The organism is Clostridium sp. CM038, assembly GCF_055081105.1.
Genome location: NZ_CM143651.1, coordinates 536,127 through 555,988 on the forward strand (window position 1 = coordinate 536,127; position 19,862 = coordinate 555,988).

General features: G+C 31.4%; 19 protein-coding genes. 17 read left to right on the plus strand and 2 right to left on the minus strand.

What is annotated here, in order from left to right:
- Positions 1 to 303: 303 nt before the first annotated feature.
- The 12 genes from ACWJKS_RS02445 to ACWJKS_RS02500 all read left to right on the plus strand — a co-directional run bounded on the left by ACWJKS_RS02445 (position 304) and on the right by ACWJKS_RS02500 (position 8,922).
- Positions 304 to 1,602 carry an IS30 family transposase gene (locus tag ACWJKS_RS02445; protein WP_462959832.1) on the plus strand — a complete coding sequence of 433 codons (1,299 nt, stop codon included), beginning with the start codon at positions 304 to 306 and terminating at the stop codon, positions 1,600 to 1,602.
- Between the two features lie 573 nt (positions 1,603 to 2,175).
- The gene (locus ACWJKS_RS02450) at positions 2,176 to 2,670 is read left to right on the plus strand and encodes a DUF2975 domain-containing protein (RefSeq protein ID WP_216303232.1); all 495 of its coding nucleotides are present in this window, start codon (positions 2,176 to 2,178) and stop codon (positions 2,668 to 2,670) included.
- A 36-nt stretch (positions 2,671 to 2,706) separates the two neighbouring features.
- Positions 2,707 to 2,913, plus strand: coding sequence for a helix-turn-helix domain-containing protein (locus tag ACWJKS_RS02455; protein ID WP_165413294.1), 207 nt, complete (start codon positions 2,707 to 2,709; stop codon positions 2,911 to 2,913).
- Positions 2,914 to 3,114: 201 nt separating this feature from the next.
- Positions 3,115 to 3,456: an HAD hydrolase-like protein gene (locus ACWJKS_RS02460; protein WP_462960349.1), complete on the plus strand. Its 342-nt coding sequence runs from the start codon at positions 3,115 to 3,117 to the stop codon at positions 3,454 to 3,456.
- Positions 3,440 to 3,760, plus strand: coding sequence for an HAD-IA family hydrolase (locus tag ACWJKS_RS02465; protein ID WP_462960350.1), 321 nt, complete (start codon positions 3,440 to 3,442; stop codon positions 3,758 to 3,760). Before ACWJKS_RS02460 ends, ACWJKS_RS02465 begins: the two co-directional genes overlap by 17 nt.
- A gap of 50 nt (positions 3,761 to 3,810) precedes the next feature.
- Positions 3,811 to 4,383 carry a DUF5317 family protein gene (locus ACWJKS_RS02470; RefSeq protein ID WP_216303230.1) on the plus strand — a complete coding sequence of 191 codons (573 nt, stop codon included), beginning with the start codon at positions 3,811 to 3,813 and terminating at the stop codon, positions 4,381 to 4,383.
- A 107-nt stretch (positions 4,384 to 4,490) separates the two neighbouring features.
- Positions 4,491 to 4,976 (plus strand): hypothetical protein, encoded by a 486-nt coding sequence (locus tag ACWJKS_RS02475; protein ID WP_462960351.1) that lies wholly within the window; start codon positions 4,491 to 4,493, stop codon positions 4,974 to 4,976.
- Positions 4,960 to 5,601: an accessory gene regulator ArgB-like protein gene (locus ACWJKS_RS02480; protein ID WP_462960352.1), complete on the plus strand. Its 642-nt coding sequence runs from the start codon at positions 4,960 to 4,962 to the stop codon at positions 5,599 to 5,601. The genes ACWJKS_RS02475 and ACWJKS_RS02480 overlap by 17 nt, the downstream gene beginning before the upstream one ends.
- A gap of 20 nt (positions 5,602 to 5,621) precedes the next feature.
- Entirely contained in the window at positions 5,622 to 5,756 is a 135-nt protein-coding gene (locus ACWJKS_RS02485; RefSeq protein ID WP_165413299.1) for a cyclic lactone autoinducer peptide, read from the plus strand.
- 171 nt (positions 5,757 to 5,927) lie between these two features.
- Positions 5,928 to 7,346 carry an IS1182 family transposase gene (locus ACWJKS_RS02490; RefSeq protein ID WP_268064117.1) on the plus strand — a complete coding sequence of 473 codons (1,419 nt, stop codon included), beginning with the start codon at positions 5,928 to 5,930 and terminating at the stop codon, positions 7,344 to 7,346.
- A gap of 331 nt (positions 7,347 to 7,677) precedes the next feature.
- Positions 7,678 to 8,523, plus strand: a complete 846-nt coding sequence (locus ACWJKS_RS02495) for a DUF1186 domain-containing protein (RefSeq protein WP_462960353.1) — start codon at positions 7,678 to 7,680, stop codon at positions 8,521 to 8,523.
- A 171-nt stretch (positions 8,524 to 8,694) separates the two neighbouring features.
- Positions 8,695 to 8,922, plus strand: coding sequence for a hypothetical protein (locus tag ACWJKS_RS02500; RefSeq protein WP_165413301.1), 228 nt, complete (start codon positions 8,695 to 8,697; stop codon positions 8,920 to 8,922).
- Between the two features lie 60 nt (positions 8,923 to 8,982).
- Here ACWJKS_RS02500 and murI read toward each other — a convergent pair whose 3' ends face one another.
- Positions 8,983 to 9,789 (minus strand): glutamate racemase, encoded by an 807-nt coding sequence (gene murI, locus ACWJKS_RS02505; protein ID WP_216303226.1) that lies wholly within the window; start codon positions 9,787 to 9,789, stop codon positions 8,983 to 8,985.
- Between the two features lie 383 nt (positions 9,790 to 10,172).
- Here murI and ACWJKS_RS02510 point away from each other — a divergent pair, with 383 nt between their 5' ends.
- A complete protein-coding gene (locus ACWJKS_RS02510; protein WP_216303225.1) occupies positions 10,173 to 11,603 on the plus strand; it encodes an amino acid permease in 1,431 nt (476 codons plus the stop codon).
- 302 nt (positions 11,604 to 11,905) lie between these two features.
- On the opposite strand, the gene ACWJKS_RS02515 is transcribed toward ACWJKS_RS02510, so the two are convergent.
- On the minus strand, positions 11,906 to 13,399 hold the full coding sequence (locus ACWJKS_RS02515) for a hypothetical protein (RefSeq protein WP_462959674.1): 1,494 nt from the start codon (positions 13,397 to 13,399) through the stop codon (positions 11,906 to 11,908).
- 482 nt (positions 13,400 to 13,881) lie between these two features.
- On the opposite strand from ACWJKS_RS02515, the gene ACWJKS_RS02520 reads away from it, so the two are divergent.
- From ACWJKS_RS02520 to ACWJKS_RS02535, 4 genes are all read left to right on the plus strand, one after another.
- Positions 13,882 to 15,720: an APC family permease gene (locus tag ACWJKS_RS02520; RefSeq protein ID WP_462960354.1), complete on the plus strand. Its 1,839-nt coding sequence runs from the start codon at positions 13,882 to 13,884 to the stop codon at positions 15,718 to 15,720.
- 525 nt (positions 15,721 to 16,245) lie between these two features.
- On the plus strand, positions 16,246 to 16,935 hold the full coding sequence (locus ACWJKS_RS02525) for a response regulator transcription factor (RefSeq protein ID WP_165413305.1): 690 nt from the start codon (positions 16,246 to 16,248) through the stop codon (positions 16,933 to 16,935).
- 4 nt (positions 16,936 to 16,939) lie between these two features.
- A complete protein-coding gene (locus ACWJKS_RS02530) occupies positions 16,940 to 18,325 on the plus strand; it encodes a HAMP domain-containing sensor histidine kinase (protein ID WP_216303223.1) in 1,386 nt (461 codons plus the stop codon).
- 38 nt (positions 18,326 to 18,363) lie between these two features.
- Positions 18,364 to 19,842 carry a hypothetical protein gene (locus ACWJKS_RS02535; RefSeq protein ID WP_462953235.1) on the plus strand — a complete coding sequence of 493 codons (1,479 nt, stop codon included), beginning with the start codon at positions 18,364 to 18,366 and terminating at the stop codon, positions 19,840 to 19,842.
- Positions 19,843 to 19,862 lie beyond the last annotated feature (20 nt).

A 19,862-nucleotide genomic window follows, 5' to 3' on the forward strand; every position in this document is an offset into this window, starting at 1 on the left:
CAATATACACACTAACTTTTTTATTATATCACACCCATGTATTTCAACGTAAATATTACCACCGAAACAGGAAAACATTGAAAACAGCTAAATTTAATTGGAAGTAATGACTTCATACCAGACTCAATTGTAAATCTAAAAGCAACCTGTTCTATTTACAATTGAGGTATAATTCTTAAATAAAATATATATGCCAAGAGGTTGCATCTCGGTATACAAAAATATTGGTATGTGTCAGTCTTTTGTTTTACTAACATTCAAAATTACATATCCTAAAAGAGTTGGCGGCAGAATGGAGGATATATGTCAACGTTTTTCACCTATGAAGAAAGGCTCGAGATACAAAAATTCTTAAAAGAAAGTCTTTCCTTTAAAGAAATCAGCCGAAGATTGGAAAAGAATCCAACCACCATCTCCAGAGAAATACGTAAGCACAGTTCAGAGGTTGCAACAGGTTATTCGGGATATCCGTACAATGCCTGTAAAAATCGTTTTAACTGCAGGTATAAGGATGTATGCGGTAAAAACTGCACAAGAAAAACAACCATCTACTGTAAGCTTTGTCAATCCTGTAATGATAACTGTCCTGATTTCATTTTGGAAATCTGTACTGCCCGCTTTAGGGTTCCCTATGTCTGTAATGGTTGTGAAACGCTTGGAAAATGCTCTTTATTAAAAAATATATACAATGCGGAGCATGCCCATATGAAAGCTCACGAAGCCATTTCACAGTCCAGAAGTGGATTGTGTGTATCGGAAGATGAAGTAGCCAGACTCAATAAAATAATTTCTCCACTAGTTCAAAACGGTCAATCTGTTCATCAGATATATGTTACGCATGAAGATGAAATTATGTGTAGTGAAAAGACTATTTACAACTACATAGATGCCTGCCTTTTCGATGTGCGAAATATTGATCTTCCGAGAAAAGTCAAGTTCCGCGAAAGGTATAAAAAACCGGAATTCAAGGTAGATAAAGGCTGCCGCATTGGGCGCAACTATAATGACTTTCAGGCATTCCTTGCTAAAAATCAGGATACCACTGTTGTACAGATGGATTCTGTGATTGGAAGTAAGGGTGGCAAATGCCTTTTAACGATTCACTTTGTAGATACCAGCTTGATGTTAGCATTTCTTAGAGATGCAAATACTTCAAAATCAGTAACGGATATTTATGAAACACTTTATGAAACCCTTGGGAAGGAGGTTTTTACAGCCCTTTTCCCTGTAATTCTTACAGACAACGGGAGCGAATTTTCGAATCCAAAGGCAATTGAATATGGTACTGAAAAATTCTCAGGACATCGTACCAATGTATTTTATTGTGATGCTGGAAGTCCCTATCAAAAGGGAGCCATTGAGGTTAACCATGAGATGATTAGGCGGATTCTTCCGAAGGGAAACAGCTTCGATCATCTGACACAGGAAAATATCAGCCTAATGATGAATCACATTGATTCCTATAAAAGAAAAAAACTGAACAACCGTAGCCCATACGAAACGTTCAGCTTTTACCATGGAGAAGAGATTTTACAAAACCTAGGGTGTACACCGGTAGCAGCCAGCGACATCATGTTAAAACCAATTCTTCTCAAAAAATAAAAATATAAAACAGTGCCGCCAGCTATCCATACAATCCTAAAATAGGGGTGGATTCTCCGATTACAAAAAAATCGAGAGTGAGTTGACCTCTATTCGGCATGCATATTTTCTATTATCATACATCAAAAAACCGAAAAATCAAACTGCATTTGGATTACAAATGTGGCTTTTGGGTTTCAAAACTGGCTTTTCAGATACAAAGGTTGCATTTCATTTACAAATATTCAATTGTCAATTACAAACGTTGCATTTCAATTTACAAAGTGGCATATCGCTTTACAATTGAGTATGACTTCATACCAGCTATTATCGATAATAGCAGGGTACTAGTGTTTTGCAATATAAATTCATTGATAAACAGTGAATTTGCATTGTAAAAAAAAAACTAATGTGATAATATTGTTTTAAAGTTCATATAAGTTAAATTACAATTTTATATCATTTAAGAATCTGGAGATAAAAAGCAAACAACATAAATTGTTGAAATTAATCACATTGATTTATACTTACTTGTTAATATAAAGTAGCATTTAATTTAAAAAAATAAAATTACAAGTTATGGAGGAAATTTTTATGAAATATTATGGAAAAACTTCTTTATCATCCCTACTAAAGTTAATGCTAGATGGTTTAATTGTTATAGGGTTTATTGTGTATTTATTAATACTTAGAAAAGCATTGGTGGCTGAGCAAGTAAACTTACTTAACTTTAAAAATATTATCACATGCGTTCTATTCGTCCTAGGTGGTTTTGCATTACTTTGTATAATGTATTATCTTAGGTGCATTATGAATTCATTAGTTAAAGCAAACCCTTTTGTATGGAAGAATGTTGAAAGTTTAAAAATTGTTGCTGCTTCATGTTTTATAATTGCTGCTTGTTATGTGCTCAATTTTTTTATTAACAATCAATATTTAAATTTAAAGTTAATAGAAATTGATGCTAAAGGGATTCACACAGACATTGAGTTTATAATTTTTTTCTTTGCAGGTTGTTTTACATTAGTTCTTTCTAAGGTTTTTAAACAGGCGATTGAAGTTAAAGAAGAAAATGATTTTACGGTATAGATATTTGCGTTATATAAACAAATTGAGGTGAAATACATGGCAATAATAGTGAATTTAGATGTAATGATGGCCAAAAGAAAAATTTCTTTATCTGAACTGGCAAATAGAGTGGGAATTACAAATTCGAATTTGTCTATATTAAAAACCAATAAAGCAAAGGCAATAAGATTCTCTACCCTTGAGGCTATATGTAGTGAGCTTCAGTGTCAGCCAGGAGATATTTTAGAATACAGAGAAGAATAGTAACAAAAAACTTAGTGAAAGCTATCGAAGGTAACTACTGGAATATACATATATTTCAGTGGTTTTTTGTCGTTTAAATATAATTTACTTTAATACAAATATATGGAGAGATAGTTTTATTTTTCTTTTAAAATGCTTGTTATTTTGGTAGAATGAAATTAGCGGAGTAACTCCGTTATTGTAGATAAGGAGGATATTTTTATGGCGATTCGAAATATTTTGTTTGATTTGGATGGGACTTTGTTAGATACAAATGAACTAATTATACAATCTTTTCAGCATACTTATAAAATGCACTTGAACAAACAAGTAGATAAAGAGGAGATTATTAAAAACTTTGGAGAAATTTTAAAAATTACATTAGATAGGGAATTTGGTGATGACAGTGAAGAAGCCATTAAAACCTATCGTAGATTCCAAACCGGTAACTTCGAAAAGTTGATTACAATCCACAAGGGGGTAAGGGAAGGAATAATAGAGCTCCATAGACAAGGATATAATCTTGGAATCGTTACTTCCCGTTTAAATGATTCGGCCATTTAAAGGATTAAAATATTTCGGATTAATGGATTATTTTGAAAGCATTATAGGGGCAGACGATACAGACCAACATAAGCCAGATCCTACCCCAGCACTTATGGCTTTAAAGGAATTGAAAGGGAAGCCAGAGGAGACCATCTTTGTGGGGGATAGTCCATTTGATGTTTTATGTGCCAAAAATGCAAAAATTACATCCGTGGTTGTTGGGTGGAGCGCACTGCCTATGGACATGATTCTTAAGTATGAGCCCAATTATGTTGTAAACAGCATGGAAGAATTTATGAGATTGGTTGAAAAAGTAGTATAATTTAAAGAGAAATAGGTTTAATATTGAGATTTTGAATGTGAGGAATATATATGATTGAATCCATACTTCTAGCTCTTTTTATTGCAAAAATAAAAGGGTACAAAGTAAGACCACTTTTTAAGACATGGGCAGTATATCCTGTATTAGCATTTGTACTAATATATGTAATTTTAGAGGTAATGCTATTTCATGGTAATTATGCATTTATAAAGTATGCTAGCACTTTTCATTATTTTTATCTTTTAACGTTTTTGATTTTGATTATTAAATATAAGCTTAATGTTAGTGCAATTATAGGGTCAATATTTATTTTTATTGGAACTGCTTTGAATAATACTGCTATAGCAGCTAATAATGGGAAGATGCCAGTATTTCCAACTTTAGCATACTTAACTGGTTATGCAAAACCAGATTCTTTTATGAAAGTCAATGACATACATATTATGGGGAGTGAAGTAACTAAGTTGAAGTTTTTAACAGATATAATTGATGTGGGTTATAGCGTTATGAGTATTGGAGATATATGTATAAGAGTTTTTGCCTTTATTATTATATTCAATACCATAAAGATCATTAATGAAACAGAGATAATGAAGTCTGAGGGTTGCACTAGTAGTATCTGAAGTTTTATTGAATTATATTAAGAATTATATCCTATTTTGTAATATTAATGATATAATTGCAATATATACATAGAAATTTTAGAAGGTTGTTAGGGGAGAAGTAAAATATGTTGAAAATAACGTTGTTAGAGTTTTTATTTAGAGGTCTGCCGGAAGGATTTCTAATTTTTTTCGCAGTATATGTATTTTCAAAGACTGTTATTAATATAAAAAGATATATAATATCAAGTATTATTTTTATTATAGCAGTTTATTTAATAAGATTACTACCAATTCAATATGGGGTACATGCTATTCTTAATATTATAGTAATTATTGTATTAACGGTTAATATAAATAAAATTAGTATAATTAAATCCATAAAAGCAGGCATAATGACAGTAGTTCTGGAACTTATTTGTGAGGGAATTAATGTCTTTATAATTGATAATATCTTTAAAGCAGATCTTATGTATGTGTTAGGCGAACCTTTATTAAAAACATTATATGGAATTCCATCATTGTTGGTTTTTGCAATTATAGTATCCACATATTATTTATATGTTGCTAGAAGAAAAAAGATGAGCGAGGTAATAAATGGAGAAATTATCTGATAATATTGCTAATAAAGTAGCATTAGAATTATCCCTTGATGAGGATAATAGAGAGGTAATTGCCTATGGCACTTTTGCTTTAATGCAGATGTTTATTTCTATAATTCTTGTATTTTTATTTGGATTGTTGTTTCATGTAGCGTTTGAAGCCCTAATAATTTCCTTTACAGCAAGTATTCTTAGAAAATATTCTGGAGGAGTTCATGCAAGTTCACCAGGGATTTGCACTTTCATAGGAACAATTGTATGTGTAGGAGAAGCGATATTAATATCGCTTTTAATGAGCTCAGTGGTTAATTTAAAATTGATTATAATAATAGGAACATTGATTTTTATATGGTCCTATTACATAATTTACAAATTAGCCCCAGTGGACAGCGCTTCAAAGCCTATAGTAAAAGAAGAAAAAAGAAAGCGGATGAAAAAAGGATCTACAATACTTTTAAGTGTTTATTTAATCATTTCAGTATTTATTATCCTGTTGTATATAAATAGTGGTGGAATAAATCTACTTTTTTATACTCTATGCTTATATTCAGGCATCTTATGGCAAGCATTTACGCTTACAGCTCCAGCACACTTATTAATAGGTAAAGTAGATACCTTTTTAAATCATAAACATTAAGAAAAGGAGGTAAAATTAGTATGAAGAAAATAAATAAACACCTATTCACTTTAATTGCAGTGGTAACTACATTCGTTGCGACTTCTGTAGCTTCTTCAGCATGCTGGTGGTTTACTTATCAGCCTGTAGAACCAAAATGTCTAAGAGAAAAATAATAAAGAAATGAGGTCAGTTTTACTGACCTCATTACAGACCGTTGACAAACATAAAATGTAAAACACTCTAATTTAAAATTGGAGTGTTTTTTTTCATATTCAAAAAGGATTTTAGGACATCAATGTCGAATATATATAGTATACAAACTTTATAATTCGGAGGGCATTATTATGATTAATGAAAAGAACTTCACACAACAAAAACTAGAAATGGTGTATTTAGAAGATTTAGTTCCTAAAGACCATATTCTGAGAAATATAGATAAATACATGGATTTCTCTTTTATAAGAGAACTGACTAAAAAATATTACTGCTTAGATAATGGAAGACCTGGCGTAGATCCTATTATACTTTTTAAAATGCTGTTTATTGGGTACTTATTTGGAATAAAATCTGAACGACAACTTGTAAAGGACATTGAAGTAAATGTGGCTTATAGATGGTTTCTAGGACTAAGTCTTACTGATCCTATTCCAGATCATTCAACAATTAGCCAAAATAGACGTAGACGGTTTAAAGGTACAGATGTGTTTCAAAAAATATTTGACGAAGTAGTATTTAAGGCTATAAATCTTAAGATGGTAACCGGTAAAATACTTTACACAGACTCTACACACCTAAAAGCAAATGCTAATAAGCGAAAGCTTGTGAAAATTGAAGTTGAAAAAACGCCGAAAGAATATGTAGCTGAACTTAATAAAGCAGTGGAAGAAGATAGAATAAACCATGGTAAAAAACCTTTAAAGGAAAAAGAACCTGTTACCAAAATAAAAGAAACTAAAGTTAGCACAACCGACCCCGACAGTGGATATATGATGAGAGATGGCAAGCCGGAAGGCTTCTCATATTTAGATCACAGAACTGTCGATAGCAGACATAATATAATTACTGATGTGTATGTTACTCCTGGAAACATAAATGATGTTGATCCTTATATCGATAGATTAGATGTGCAAATAAAAAAGTTTAATTTTAATACAAAATATGTTGGTGCAGATGCTGGTTATGCTACAAATCTTATATGTAAAGAACTATATGAGAGGGAATTAAAATCTGTAATGGGATACCGTAGGTCTCCACATACAAAAGGAATGTACACAAAAAATAAATTCCAATATGTTAAAGAGCAGGACATTTACGTATGCCCTGACTTAAGGGCTTTACATTATAAAACGACAACAAGAGAAGGATATAAAGAATATGTTGGTAATGCAAAATATTGCGAGATATGTCCAAATAGAGCTCAATGCTTTTCTGCAAAAAGCAAGTTTAAAACTATTAGAAGACATGTTTGGGAAACGTATAAAGAAGATGTTGTAAAGTTCACCAGAACAGATAAAGGCAGAAATATATATAGAAGAAGAAAAGAAACTATAGAGCGAAGCTTCGCAGATTCAAAACAACTGCATGGGCTTCGCTATTGCCATATGCGTGGATTAGAAAATGTGCAAGAGCAGTGTCTGCTTACAGCAGCAGTGCAGAATATGAAAAAGATAGCTAGCCTGCTATCTTTACTGTTTTTTGATTTTCTAACTAAGAAGATAGTTGTTATTTTAAATTTATCCATAACTCAAAATGCTATCGCATAATTGCATGTAAAAAACCCAGTATAATAAAAAAATTATACTGGGTTTGTAAACAACCTGAAATGAGGTCAGTTTTACTGACCTCATTATTTTTTTCGTAGTGCAGACCTTACAATAAAAGCAAAATTTATAAAGACGCTATTGATGAGCTTAGTAGATCTAGCGGTAATCAGTTCGATAAAGAGATTGCTGATGCCCTTATCCAAGTTATTAGGGGAAGTGAAAATGTAATTGGTGATAGAGAGACCTTGAAAATATAAAAAGCATTGATATTATAAAGAAATTATAAGATAATACATTAGTAACGAATCAAATGAAGAAGGAGTTTTATTTTATGAATGAATTACTTAAAGAAATTGAATATAATAATGGGAAATTTCCAGAAGCACAATTAAAGGAAATAATAAACCGCAAAGAAGAGTTCATACCTGAATTACTTGAGATATTAAAAAATGCCAAAGAAAATTATAGAGAGATTTTAGAAAAACCTAATTATTTTGCGCATATATATGCCATTTTCTTGTTAGCACAGTTTAAGGAAAAGCAAAGTATTGAGCCGATTATAGATTTAATTAGTTTACCAAATGAAATTTCAGACGATATTTTTGGTGATTTTCTTACAGAGGATTTACACAAAATTTTAGCATCAGTTTGTGGAAGTGATATGGATCCAATAAAAAGATTAGTAGAAGATAGCAGTGTTAATGAATATGTTAGAAGTGCTGCGATTAAATCCTTTATTGTACTTCTGGGCGAAGGAGTTATATCACAAAGTGAAGTTATTGAATATTACAAAAGTTTATTTGAAGAGAAACTTGAACGGGAATTTTCACAAGTTTGGAATGAACTTATATATGATTCTTGTGAAGCGGGTCCTAGTGAATTATATGAACACATAAAAAAGGCTTATAAAGATGGACTAATAGATGAGGAGTGCATTTCTTTAGAAGAAGTGGATGGGGCTATTAAAATCCATGATAAAGAAAAATTTCCAAAGTTAAAAGAGGAAGGGTATTCATTTCTTAAGGATACTATAGAAGAGTTAGGGTGTTGGAGATGTTTTCCTAGAGAGAGTATTGAGTCTAAGTCGCAATATATGCTAGGAATTAACAAGATGAATAAAAATAAAAATAAAAAAAAGCAGGTAAAAGCTACAAAAAAAAAGCAAAGAAAAAAATAGAGGATAACCCGTAGATTGATTTCTACGGGTTTTTTTAGGTTATAATTTTTTTAGCAATAACCATTATTTCATTATCAAGTTCATATAAATCCCAAGAATTTCATAGTATTACAACAAGGTAAAAAGCCTAAAATAAGAGTATGAAATTTAAAAAAAAGAGGAGGTTTTTTTATGTCACACAATAATAATATACATTATAATGAAGATCGTGATAAAAACCAAAAAGATAATGCGATAGCGGTGCTAAATAATATAGCAGAAAGTCATAGTATAAAAGATCGAGTTCTTAAAAAACATTCTGATATTGAGTCATTAGAAAGTGTGAGTAAGGTGAGAACAAAGAAGGATGAGAGTGAAGATAACAGTGATGGAAGTTATAAAATTTCAAATTTTTTATAAGGTACATTAAAAACAGGCAAGATCCTAAGGAACTTGCCTGTTTTATTTTCTATTATATAATTAATTCTCTTCAATATATTTTATGATATTGTCAGGATTTCTTAGTGCTAATAAATCCACACCTTTTTCATACTTTTTAATATCGCCTGTTGTATAAATCTCAAATGAACCGTTAGTCTTATCATTATTAATAATATTATTTTCTTGTAAATACTGCTTTAACTCAGCACATTGTTGTAAAGCAGGATTTATAAAGTTTATATTGGGATAACATTCCTTAAATATATCCATTATTAGTGGGTAATGAGTGCATCCTAAAATAATAGTATCAACATTTTCTTTAGTAATAATAGTTCCGATATGATTTTTTACTATACACTTTACAGCCTCAGATTTATAATCGGAACTATCAATGATTTCTGCTAGTTCTGCACTCCCTTCTGATATAATTTGTATTTTACTATTAACTTTTAATAAAGCTTTATTATAACAATGAGTATTTACTGTAAAACATGTAGCTATTAAACCAACAGCATCTTTGTCTGTACTTTTACTTATAGTATCAATAACAGGATTAATAATACCAATTATTTTAATGTCATAATCCATACTAAATAGTTCTATTATACTGGATATTGTATTACAAGCAATTGCTATCACCTTTACGTTTTTACTAATTAGAAAATCAATCATACGTTTTGTTAAACCCGTAATCTCGCCTACTGTTTTGTTCCCGTATGGTACATTTTTATTATCTCCAAAATACATTATATTCTCATAAGGCAGGAGAAGTTGAAGTTCTTTAACAACTGATAAACCTCCTATTCCTGAATCAATAACTCCTATAGACCTATTATTATTTATCACGATATCACCCCTTAAAATTAAATTTGTCTTTCTGGAAAAATATTAAAAATATTCCCCATATTTGAGTTAATTGTTTTTCTTATTTATATATATGTAGGGTATCTATGTACCGTTAATGAACATGTTAAACTAAAGTAAATATAACATAAAGTTTATTTAGCGTAAAGAATTACATTATGATTTATAAGACTAAGACTAAGACAGAGGCCATTATGGCTGCTATTATCGTATTTTGAGGACTATAGAGGTGCATTTTTTACAATAAAATCAAACAATTGGTTTATAAGTGAAAGTAGTAGTTGATTATAGGTTACTAATATTGGTATAATTGTATAAAGCAAGGCTAGTGATTGCACTAACCTCTAAAATTAGGGAGGTAAATTATGAATGATACAAAAAAACTTGGCTTATGGACTTTGGTAATGTTAATTTTTGTTCCAACATTTGGATTTGGGAATATTGCTTCAAATGCAGTGGCACTCGGACCGGCAGCTATTCCATCATGGCTTATAGTTGCTCTATTATTCTTTCTACCTTTATCAATAATGATAGCAGAGTTAGCTTCTTCTAATAAAGACAAAGAAGGAGGTTTATACACCTGGATAGAATGTTCAATTGGTCCAAGATGGGCGTTTATAGGTACCTGGTCATACTTTGTTGCTAATTTATTCTATTTGCAAATGGTTTTTGCCAGAATACCAGTCATGGTATCATGGACTCTTTTTGGTGAAAATAGATTTAACGATGCCAATGCATATTTGTTACCTTGGATAGGATTGGGACTAGCAGTGGTATTAACGTATATAGCTACAACTGGAGTTAAAAGATTCTCGAAAATCAGTGATTTAGGTGGAAAACTAACTTTAGCAGTTACAGTTATATTTATATTATTTGCAGTTGTTGGAGCATTAGTTGGTAAGCAACCATCAGCTACAACTTTCACAAAAACAACACTTATTCCCAAGTTTGATGCTGACTATTTTTCAACTTTCTCGTGGCTGATTCTCGCTGTTGCAGGGGCTGAGGTGGCAGGGACTTATATTAAAGATGTTGCAAATCCTAAAAAAGTTTTCCCAAAGGCTGTTCTTATAGCAACTACATTTATAGCTGGAGCATATGTACTAGGATCACTTGCAATATGCTTAGTTGCATCACCTGAATTAATAACCAAAGCTGGTGTTAAGGATGCAGGTTATGTTGTTTATAAGATATTAGCAGAAGCCTGGGGTTTAAATGGTAAAATATTTGTTCAAATATATGCTTTTATTTTAACTGTATCGTCTATAGCCGCATTTGTGGTTTGGTTAGAATCTCCAATTAGGGCTATGTTCTCAGAGGTTCCGAGTGGCACCTTTCCTAAATTTTTAACTAAGAAACGTGAAGATGGAACACTAGTTAATGCACTTTGGGTTCAATGTGGAATCCTATCAGCATTAATAATAGTACCACTAATAGGATTGAATTCAATAGATACTTTTTTTAACACATTAACTACATTATCCGGTTTATGTCTTGCAATACCTTATATTGTTCTTGCAGCTGCATATTTAGTATTTAGGCTTAAAGGTAATGTACCTCCATTTGTAATGTTAAAATCAAAAGCGGCTGTAGTTACATCTTCAACTATTGTTTTCGTATTAGGTGTATTAGCATTCTTTGGCGCTGGCTGGGGAGATATTGCAGGAGCTACAAGTTTCAAAGAAGCAATAGTTCCAATATTAAAGAATTATGGTGGGCCAGTAGGATTTATAATTTTTGGATTTTTTATAACATATTTAACAAAAATATTTACTAAGAGTGATATTAAAAGATAATTTGATAATGAAATAAAAATTATAATAGGACATTTGTTTAAACAGACATCCTATTTTTTAAGGATTATATATAGGAGTTACAAAGAAAGAGGTATAGCAGGATTTTGCTATACCTCTTTCTAATTGAAGCTAAATTAATTAGAGTAGTCACGGAAACTAATATGTAAAACTTAATTATGTATAGAGTCATTATAGTGCTATAAATTTTATGTTCAGAGAGCAGTTAGGAATAAAAATAGGTATAGCAAACAAGCCTACACGATGCAGGAATTTTCAGAAAAAAGTACTTAATTGTCAAACAGCTACTCTAATAAATTTAAAATACTAAAACCTGAAACTTTAAGTCTTGCATCTAGATGAATATTAATTCCAGCAATCATAGTCATAAATGAATAACGTTTTTTACCATGTATTCGTAAAGTATGAATTTTATAATCATTTAGAATACGATTGTTTATACGTTCTGAGCAGGTTCTAGTTTTATAAATAGTTTTCCATTGTTTTGAGCCGCGAGGCACAGGAGTAAACAACCGCAAATCCCATGATGGTTTAGTGTAGATTACTCGCCCATAAGGTGAAGGTGAGCACTGTTCACAGCAAGAGCAACTAGCAACCTTTTTTAAAACTAAAGGGCAACGCCATTTAAGGCGTGAACGACTTTTTTCATAACCGTTATAGACCATTTCATGGCCACCAATACAGATAGGAAATCCTTTTTCATTAATATCTAGAGTAACTGGATATTTTGAATTTCCTTTGTTTTTGGAGTTCAGATCAATAAAGGGATTAATGTTCCATTTAGAACATAATTCATATGTAGGGTAGTTATCATTAGCTGAGTCAAGAACATAATTTGATATAGTGAACTGCGGTAACAGTTCTCTAAATTCAGCTAATGCTACTATTCCAGTGACACTGTCGTGTCTGCTTGCCTCTACAAATCGTAGATAAATAGGTAGATCTATCTTATATTTTTTATTATAGACAGATAAAGCATAGAGAGTGTAGCCATAAAACCAACGATTTTCATGGCTGTCCCAACCCCAATTAGCATTTATGTCAGAAAGTCTACGAGGGCATTTGCAATCGTAAATTCCATTTTCACGGCAGTCACAAACTTTAGAACCATAGTAAGAAGACTTACAGTGAACACAAGTACCATCGCCGCCAACTGTAAGGTTATCTTTTTCTATTAAGTTAAGATTAAAAGAGGGTTCTACAGCAACTAATGAGAATATTTTTTGAAGCAGCCTTTCGGCTCTTAGGGAAAATGAGCGACCAGCTTCAAAAAAATCTGAAATTCTCTTAACAACACCAGTTTTTTTATTAGGAAGCTTTTTATTTTTCCCGGGTGCCTTAATTTTAGAGGGTTTCTTCTTATACGAATATATTTTTTTTAGGTTTACCCTGTCGGTAGACAGATTTGAAAGCCATAATCTAGAGATAAAATCATAATGAGCACCAAGTGATGGGACATTATTTTTAGTGCAGCCTATACAGGTTGCAAGTAACTCACAGGCATGAATCTTTTTAACCCAGTTGGTAATGCTTGTTTCCTTTTGAAAAAGCATTAAAGAAAATGAACGAAATATCTCAGGTTGAAGAGTTGCAGGTCTACCAATATTAGAATAATAAGGTTTTAATATCTCTCTAAGAATATCTAAGTCTAAGCAATACAACTTAGAGATAGAAGGTTCAAGTTCTATAATTTTTTTAGGAAAAGCTTTGTAGAAACATGAGAGATTTAAAATAATAAATTGCTGATAATCAGCATGAGAGCTCCAATTTTTAAGCATAAAATAATCCTCCTATTAAAACATGTCTTTAAGAGGAGGACCGCAAAATTTTACAGGCTTGTCAAGTGTTTTATGCAAAAAAAGTGGGGGAATCAACAAAAATTAATGATACTAAAAATGAGTAATCACAGGAGCTAAGGAGTTTCCGTGAAAGCTCAATTAAAGAGGGGGGGATGCAATGAAATTATTGTTCTATGTGGAAACATAGAAGATTTAAAAATAAGTTAGAATATTTTTAGGAATTTAAATATAGACTAATAAGATGTAATATTGAAACAATTACAATTCCATCTAAAACGTACATATAGTAAGGATATAAGCGGATGGGGATTAAAATGTTATAGTTTTGTCAATTTAGTCGCGGATTTGTTTTTATTTTAGCTTAAATGAAAGAATACAAAATTGAAGTCTTTGAATCAATACTATATAATAAATAAATAAATAAATATAGTAATGAAAAATTCTATAATAGAGGTGTAATTATGTTTTCAAAATTAAGAGAACTACTAATAGGGAAGACACTAAAAACAGAAGAATTAGAAGGAGAAAAATTAAATGTTTTTTGGGGACTTCCTATATTATCTAGTGATGCCGTTTCTTCAGTTACATATGCAGGGGAAGAAATTTTAATTGTGTTAATTAGTGTTATAGGTATTATAGCATATAGATATATGTTTTATGCTGCGTTGTGTATTGTCGTACTATTATTTATACTTGTTTTTTCTTATAGGCAAACTATTGATAGCTACCCATGTGGTGGTGGATCATATATAGTCGCAAAGGATAATCTTGGTACAATCCCTGGGCTTACTGCTGGTGCAGCGCTTTCCATAGATTATGTACTGACAGTTGCTGTTAGTATATGTGCTGGAACGGCTGCAATAACCTCAGCGATGCCATCCTTGCTTCCTCTTAAAGTAGCTATAGCTCTTGCAATGTTATTCTTTATAACAATAGGTAACCTAAGAGGAGTGAAGGAATCATCTAAACTTTTTGGAGTTCCAACATACTTATTTATAGTTTCATGTGTAGTGCTTATTGTAACCGGTATTGTTAAGCATTACATTTTTGGATATTCACCAGCACCTATGTATTCAGTGCCACAAGCAGCAGGTGATATTACATTGTTCCTGTTTCTTAAAGCGTTTGCTTCAGGCTGTACTGCATTATCAGGGGTTGAAGCGGTAAGTAATGGTATACCTAATTTTAAAGCACCATCACAAAAAAATGCAAAAGCTGTTTTGAGTTTATTGGCTTTTTTAGTTCTTTTTATTTTTGGTGGGTTATCTTTCCTAGCAATAATTTATCGTCCAGTACCTATTGCAGATGTGACAGTATTTGCTCAAATTGCTCAACAAGTTTTCGGAAAAAGCATTATGTTTTACACTATGCAAGTTACCACTGCGTTAATTTTAGTAATGGCTGCAAATACAGCCTATGCAGGTCTACCACTGTTACTCTCTATAATTGCAAAGGATGGATATGCTCCAAGGCAATTTTCTCAAAGAGGAAAGAGACTAAGCTTTTCAAATGGAATAATAGTATTAGGGGCAGCTGCTGCTATGTTAATTATTTTATTTAAAGCTGATACTCATTTGCTTCTCCCTTTATATGCAGTAGGCGTATTTTTATCTTTTACACTTTCGCAGGTTGGAATGTTCTTAAAGTGGAAAAGAAGTAGAACTCTGGGATGGAAACATAAGGAACTTATAAATGGATTAGGTGCAGTTGTAACTTTTATTACAGTAATACTCATAGGTATAACAAAGTTTTTCCACGGAGCTTGGATAGTTTGTATTGTAATACCTTTACTTGTTTATCTTATGGTTAAGATTAAGCAACATTATAATAAGATAGCGCAACAACTTAAATTATCATTAGAACAAAGACCTAATGAAGGAGTGACAACGAATAACCAACAACATGTAATAATACTTGTAGGAGCATTAAATAAATCATTTTTAAAGGCATTAAACTGTGCTAGATGCCTATCACAAAATGTAGTTGCATTTCATGTATCAACTGATGCTGAAGCTACTGAAAAATTAGAAAGAAAATGGGAAGAGTATAATCCTGGGATTCCATTAATAATAAAACATTCCTCCTATAGAGACATAATGAAACCATTAATGAATTTTATAGAATCTGAAGAACGTGCTTCAAAACATGGAGAAACTGTGACAGTTGTAATATCACAATATGTCATTACTAAGTGGTGGCATAATTTACTTCATAACCAAACAGCATATTTTATAAAGAGTATGCTATATAAAAATAGAAATGTAGCAGTGCTTACTGTACCATATATAATAAAAGAGTAGAAACTCTAAAATTCTTTGCCTAGTCCAATACTTCATGGTCATTATTAAGAAAAATTAAATAATTTAAACAAAAGCACTTAATATGATTAAGTGCTTTTTTCAGAGCACATTATACATCTACCTTAAATTCTAAATGTTTCGCTTTTTCAAAGTTAGGAGTTAATTTTAAGAAAAGAACTAAATTTCTAGAAATGTGCGCAGGCAAGTACCGCCGTTTTAAGTGGTTTAGTTCTTAATTATTATAGGGTTACTCTATTTTTGACGTATAAACTGTTTTGAGTTGAACCAGTTTGTTTTAATTGTAATAAATCTAAATAATGCTAAGGCTGATCCGATTGCAGAGCGAAGCATAAGATGATCTAGTCCAAAAATCACAGCAAAAAAGATTGCGATGGAGGAGCATTACAAAGCAATTAGAATATTATTACTTATAATATTTCATAGCTGCATTATGTTATAATTAAAGCTAATAATATGTAAAGCAGATTGTAGTAGAATATTGCTTTCATTGTAAGAGGTGAAATTATGGAAAAAAAAGTGCTCATTATAGAAGATGAGGAATCTATTAGAGGGTTTATTAAAATTAATTTCCAAAGAAATAACTTTTTAGTGCTTGAAGCTGTATCTGGAGAGGAAGGTTTAGAAAAAGTCCACCAGGAGCGACCAGATTTAATAATCTTAGATATAACACTTCCTGGTATGGATGGGTTTAAAACCTGTGAATTGTTAAGGGCTGATTTTCCGAATTTGGGTATTATCATGCTTACTGCTAGAGGACAAGATATGGATAAAATAATGGGCCTTGAGTATGGTGCTGATGATTATATGGTAAAACCATTTAATCCTTTAGAACTTATTGCCAGAGCAAATTCTCTACTTAGACGAATGAGTCATAGTGAAGAGAAAAATCCTGAGCGATTAATCTCTGGGTGCTTCATCATAGATACTGTTTCAATGAAGGTATATAAAAATCGCCAGCTTCTAGATTTAACTCCTAAAGAATACTTGATTCTGAAGGCCTTCATGGAAAATGAGGAAAAAGCTTTTAGTAGAGATGATTTATTAAACTTAGTATGGAATTATGAATACTTTGGAGACTCTAAAATTGTAGATGTTAACATACGACGTCTTAGAGAAAAAATTGAAGATACTCCTTCTAAGCCCAAATATATAGAAACAGTATGGGGCGTTGGATATAGATGGAAAAAGAGGTGATATTTTGAGAGGAATAAAAGCCAGACTTGTTTGGAGTTATCTATTAGTGATTTTTTTTACGGTAATTACCTTAGAAGTTTTTCTTACGGTTTCTATAGAGAAATATTACTACAAAAACATGGAGTCTTTGCTTTCGAGCCAAATTAAGGGGTCTGTTGATTTTTATAATAATTATTTTTCTTCATCAAGTTTAAAGGAAAATGTGGAGAATAATGCTGATATTTTTTGGAAAAACACCTCTGCTGAGGTCCAAATTATTGATAACTCAGGAATGATGCTAATGGATTCAATTGGTAATTTTAATGAGAAACCTATTGAAGACGATGATGTAAAAAAGGCATTGATGGGGGGACTTGGAACCTTTACTAAGAAAGATAAGTATACAAAAGAAAATTTTATGTATGTTTCATACCCCTTAAAATCCTCTAATAAAATAGAGGGTGTACTGCGTTTTGTTACTTCATTATCTGAGGTAGATGCACTGATTCGTAAAATAACATTTCTTTTCTTAGGAGTTGGGGCTCTTGTAATTGTGATTTCTGGTGTTTCTAGTATATTTATATCTAATACTATTGTGGAACCCTTAGAGGAAATAAAAAACCTAGCTAAGAAATTTGCGTCTGGAAACTTCAATGAAAGACTAGAAAAAATAAGAAATGATGAGATTGGAGAACTATCCGATACATTTAATTTTATGGCAGAAGAAATTGAAAAAAATCAAAAGTTGAAAAATGAATTTATTGCGTCGGTTTCTCATGAACTTAGAACTCCGCTGACATCTATAAAAGGTTGGGCTGCAACTATTAGTTCTGGTAGTTTAGAAGATAAGGAAGAAATCCTAGATGGACTTAGCATCATAGAAAAGGAAAGCGATAAACTTACAGGAATGGTGGAAGAACTGTTGGACTTTTCTAAATTTATATCTGGAAAAGTACCACTTACAAAAGAATATGTAAATATTCAAAGCATTATAGCCTATATAGAAAAACAGTTTATGCCCAAGTCAATACGTCACAATATTAATTTTACTGTTAAAATACAAGAAGCTTTATCTCCAGTTTTTGCAGATGAAAAAAGGGTGAATCAAGTTATTATTAACGTTTTAGATAACGCCTTTAATTTTACAAAAAAAGGGGGCAATGTAACACTCGAAGCATGCATTGCCGGTAATAATATTTGCATTATTATAAAGGACGATGGAATAGGAATTTCACCGGCGGATTTGCCTAAAGTCACAGAAAAATTTTTCAAAGGCAGAACAAGTATGTCACAAAATGGAATAGGACTTTCTCTTTGTAAAGAAATCGTAGAAATGCACAATGGTAAACTTGAGATTTCAAGTGAACACGGCATGGGTACAGATGTTAGAATATTCTTACCGTTGGCATAAGAAATAATAAAATTTAAATATATAAGAGGTGGCTCGCAGTGAAAAAGGCGTTATGTTTATTTTTTGTTTTATTTTCTATTATAATTTTTATATGGAGTCAGTATGTAGGATTAAATTTAAACTCTCAGGGATTACATAAAAAACTCAAGGTGTCTCCTATAGGAGGAAGCTGGACAGTAGAAAAATATGTTTCTATTGGTGGAGCTACAATAGATGATAAAAAGGCAAAAGAATTAATTGGAAAGAGTGCTTATTTTAGTGAAGATACAGTTGACTTTAATGGTGACATTTCTAATAATCCTCAATATAAAGTTAAGTCCGTGAATACTAAAAACTATTTTTGGAATACTGTAAAAATAAGTGCTAAAAGTTTAGGAATACAAAATGATGATGTGCAAATTATAACCATTAACTCCAATAATATTTTTTACGATGAATACATAAAGTTGGATGAGGTAACTTTAATAAAAAATTATGAGGGCATTTTATTATATTTTCATAAAGTAAAAGATTCTAGTACTACGCATTCATATGATAAAGATAAAGAAGATAACACAAAAATTTTAATCAGTAAGGCAGAAAAAGAAATAAGATCTAAGTCAGGATTATTACTTGGACTAAGGTATGAAAACCCTAAAGCGGAAGATGGGCTTAGCAAATATTTATATAAAACCTTAATGATTAGTTCGGTAAATGATAAAATTCTACCCATTGTGGAAACTAAAGATTTGCTACTTCCAAGGCAAGATGGATTTTGGAAGGTAGGGATAAGTAAGAAAATAGAAAATGGAGATGCTAAGGATGTACTTTGGTCTTATCCAATTAATCCAATTAATCCGACTAAACCGATAAATACAAATTCAAAACAAATAAAGTATACCAAAACGGAAGGTAGTATGGCTATTAAATTTGTAGGTAGCAATTATGTTTCAATTGATACTTTAGAGGATGTAAATAATAATTATTCAGAAAATAAATACACTAATAATCAGCTTAAAATTCTTCCTATGGATAATCTATTGGGAGAATCCATAAAACTTACAAGCATACTGGGAAGGGAAATAGAAAAGTCTACTTTGGCAGGTACACTTTTAAACGCACCTAAAAACATTAAAGATGAAAATCTAAAAAAAGTGGATACTAATTGGGGTGTAATAAGAAGGAGTGGACGATGGATACTAAGGGGAAGAATGGAAACGAAAATAAATAGTAAGAATTCATTTATAGATTTTGATATTCCTTATGCTACACCTAAATCATTAACTACATATGATAATTTATTTCCTTCTTTTAACGTAATAAAAACAAAGGTTCCTAGTGCAGTGGATGCTTATTCCTCACCTAATAGAGACTTTGTTGTTGTTCTAACCAATACAGAATTAATGGTTTTTACTATAAAAGGATATAACCTTGGAGAAAAATCATTAACTTTGAAGTTTAAATCAGGAGAGCTGCCAGTAATGGCCCATTGGGCTACGGGTAGTTATGTGGATGATTGGCAAAAAAAAGTAAAATAAGTGCTAACGCGACTAGTCGC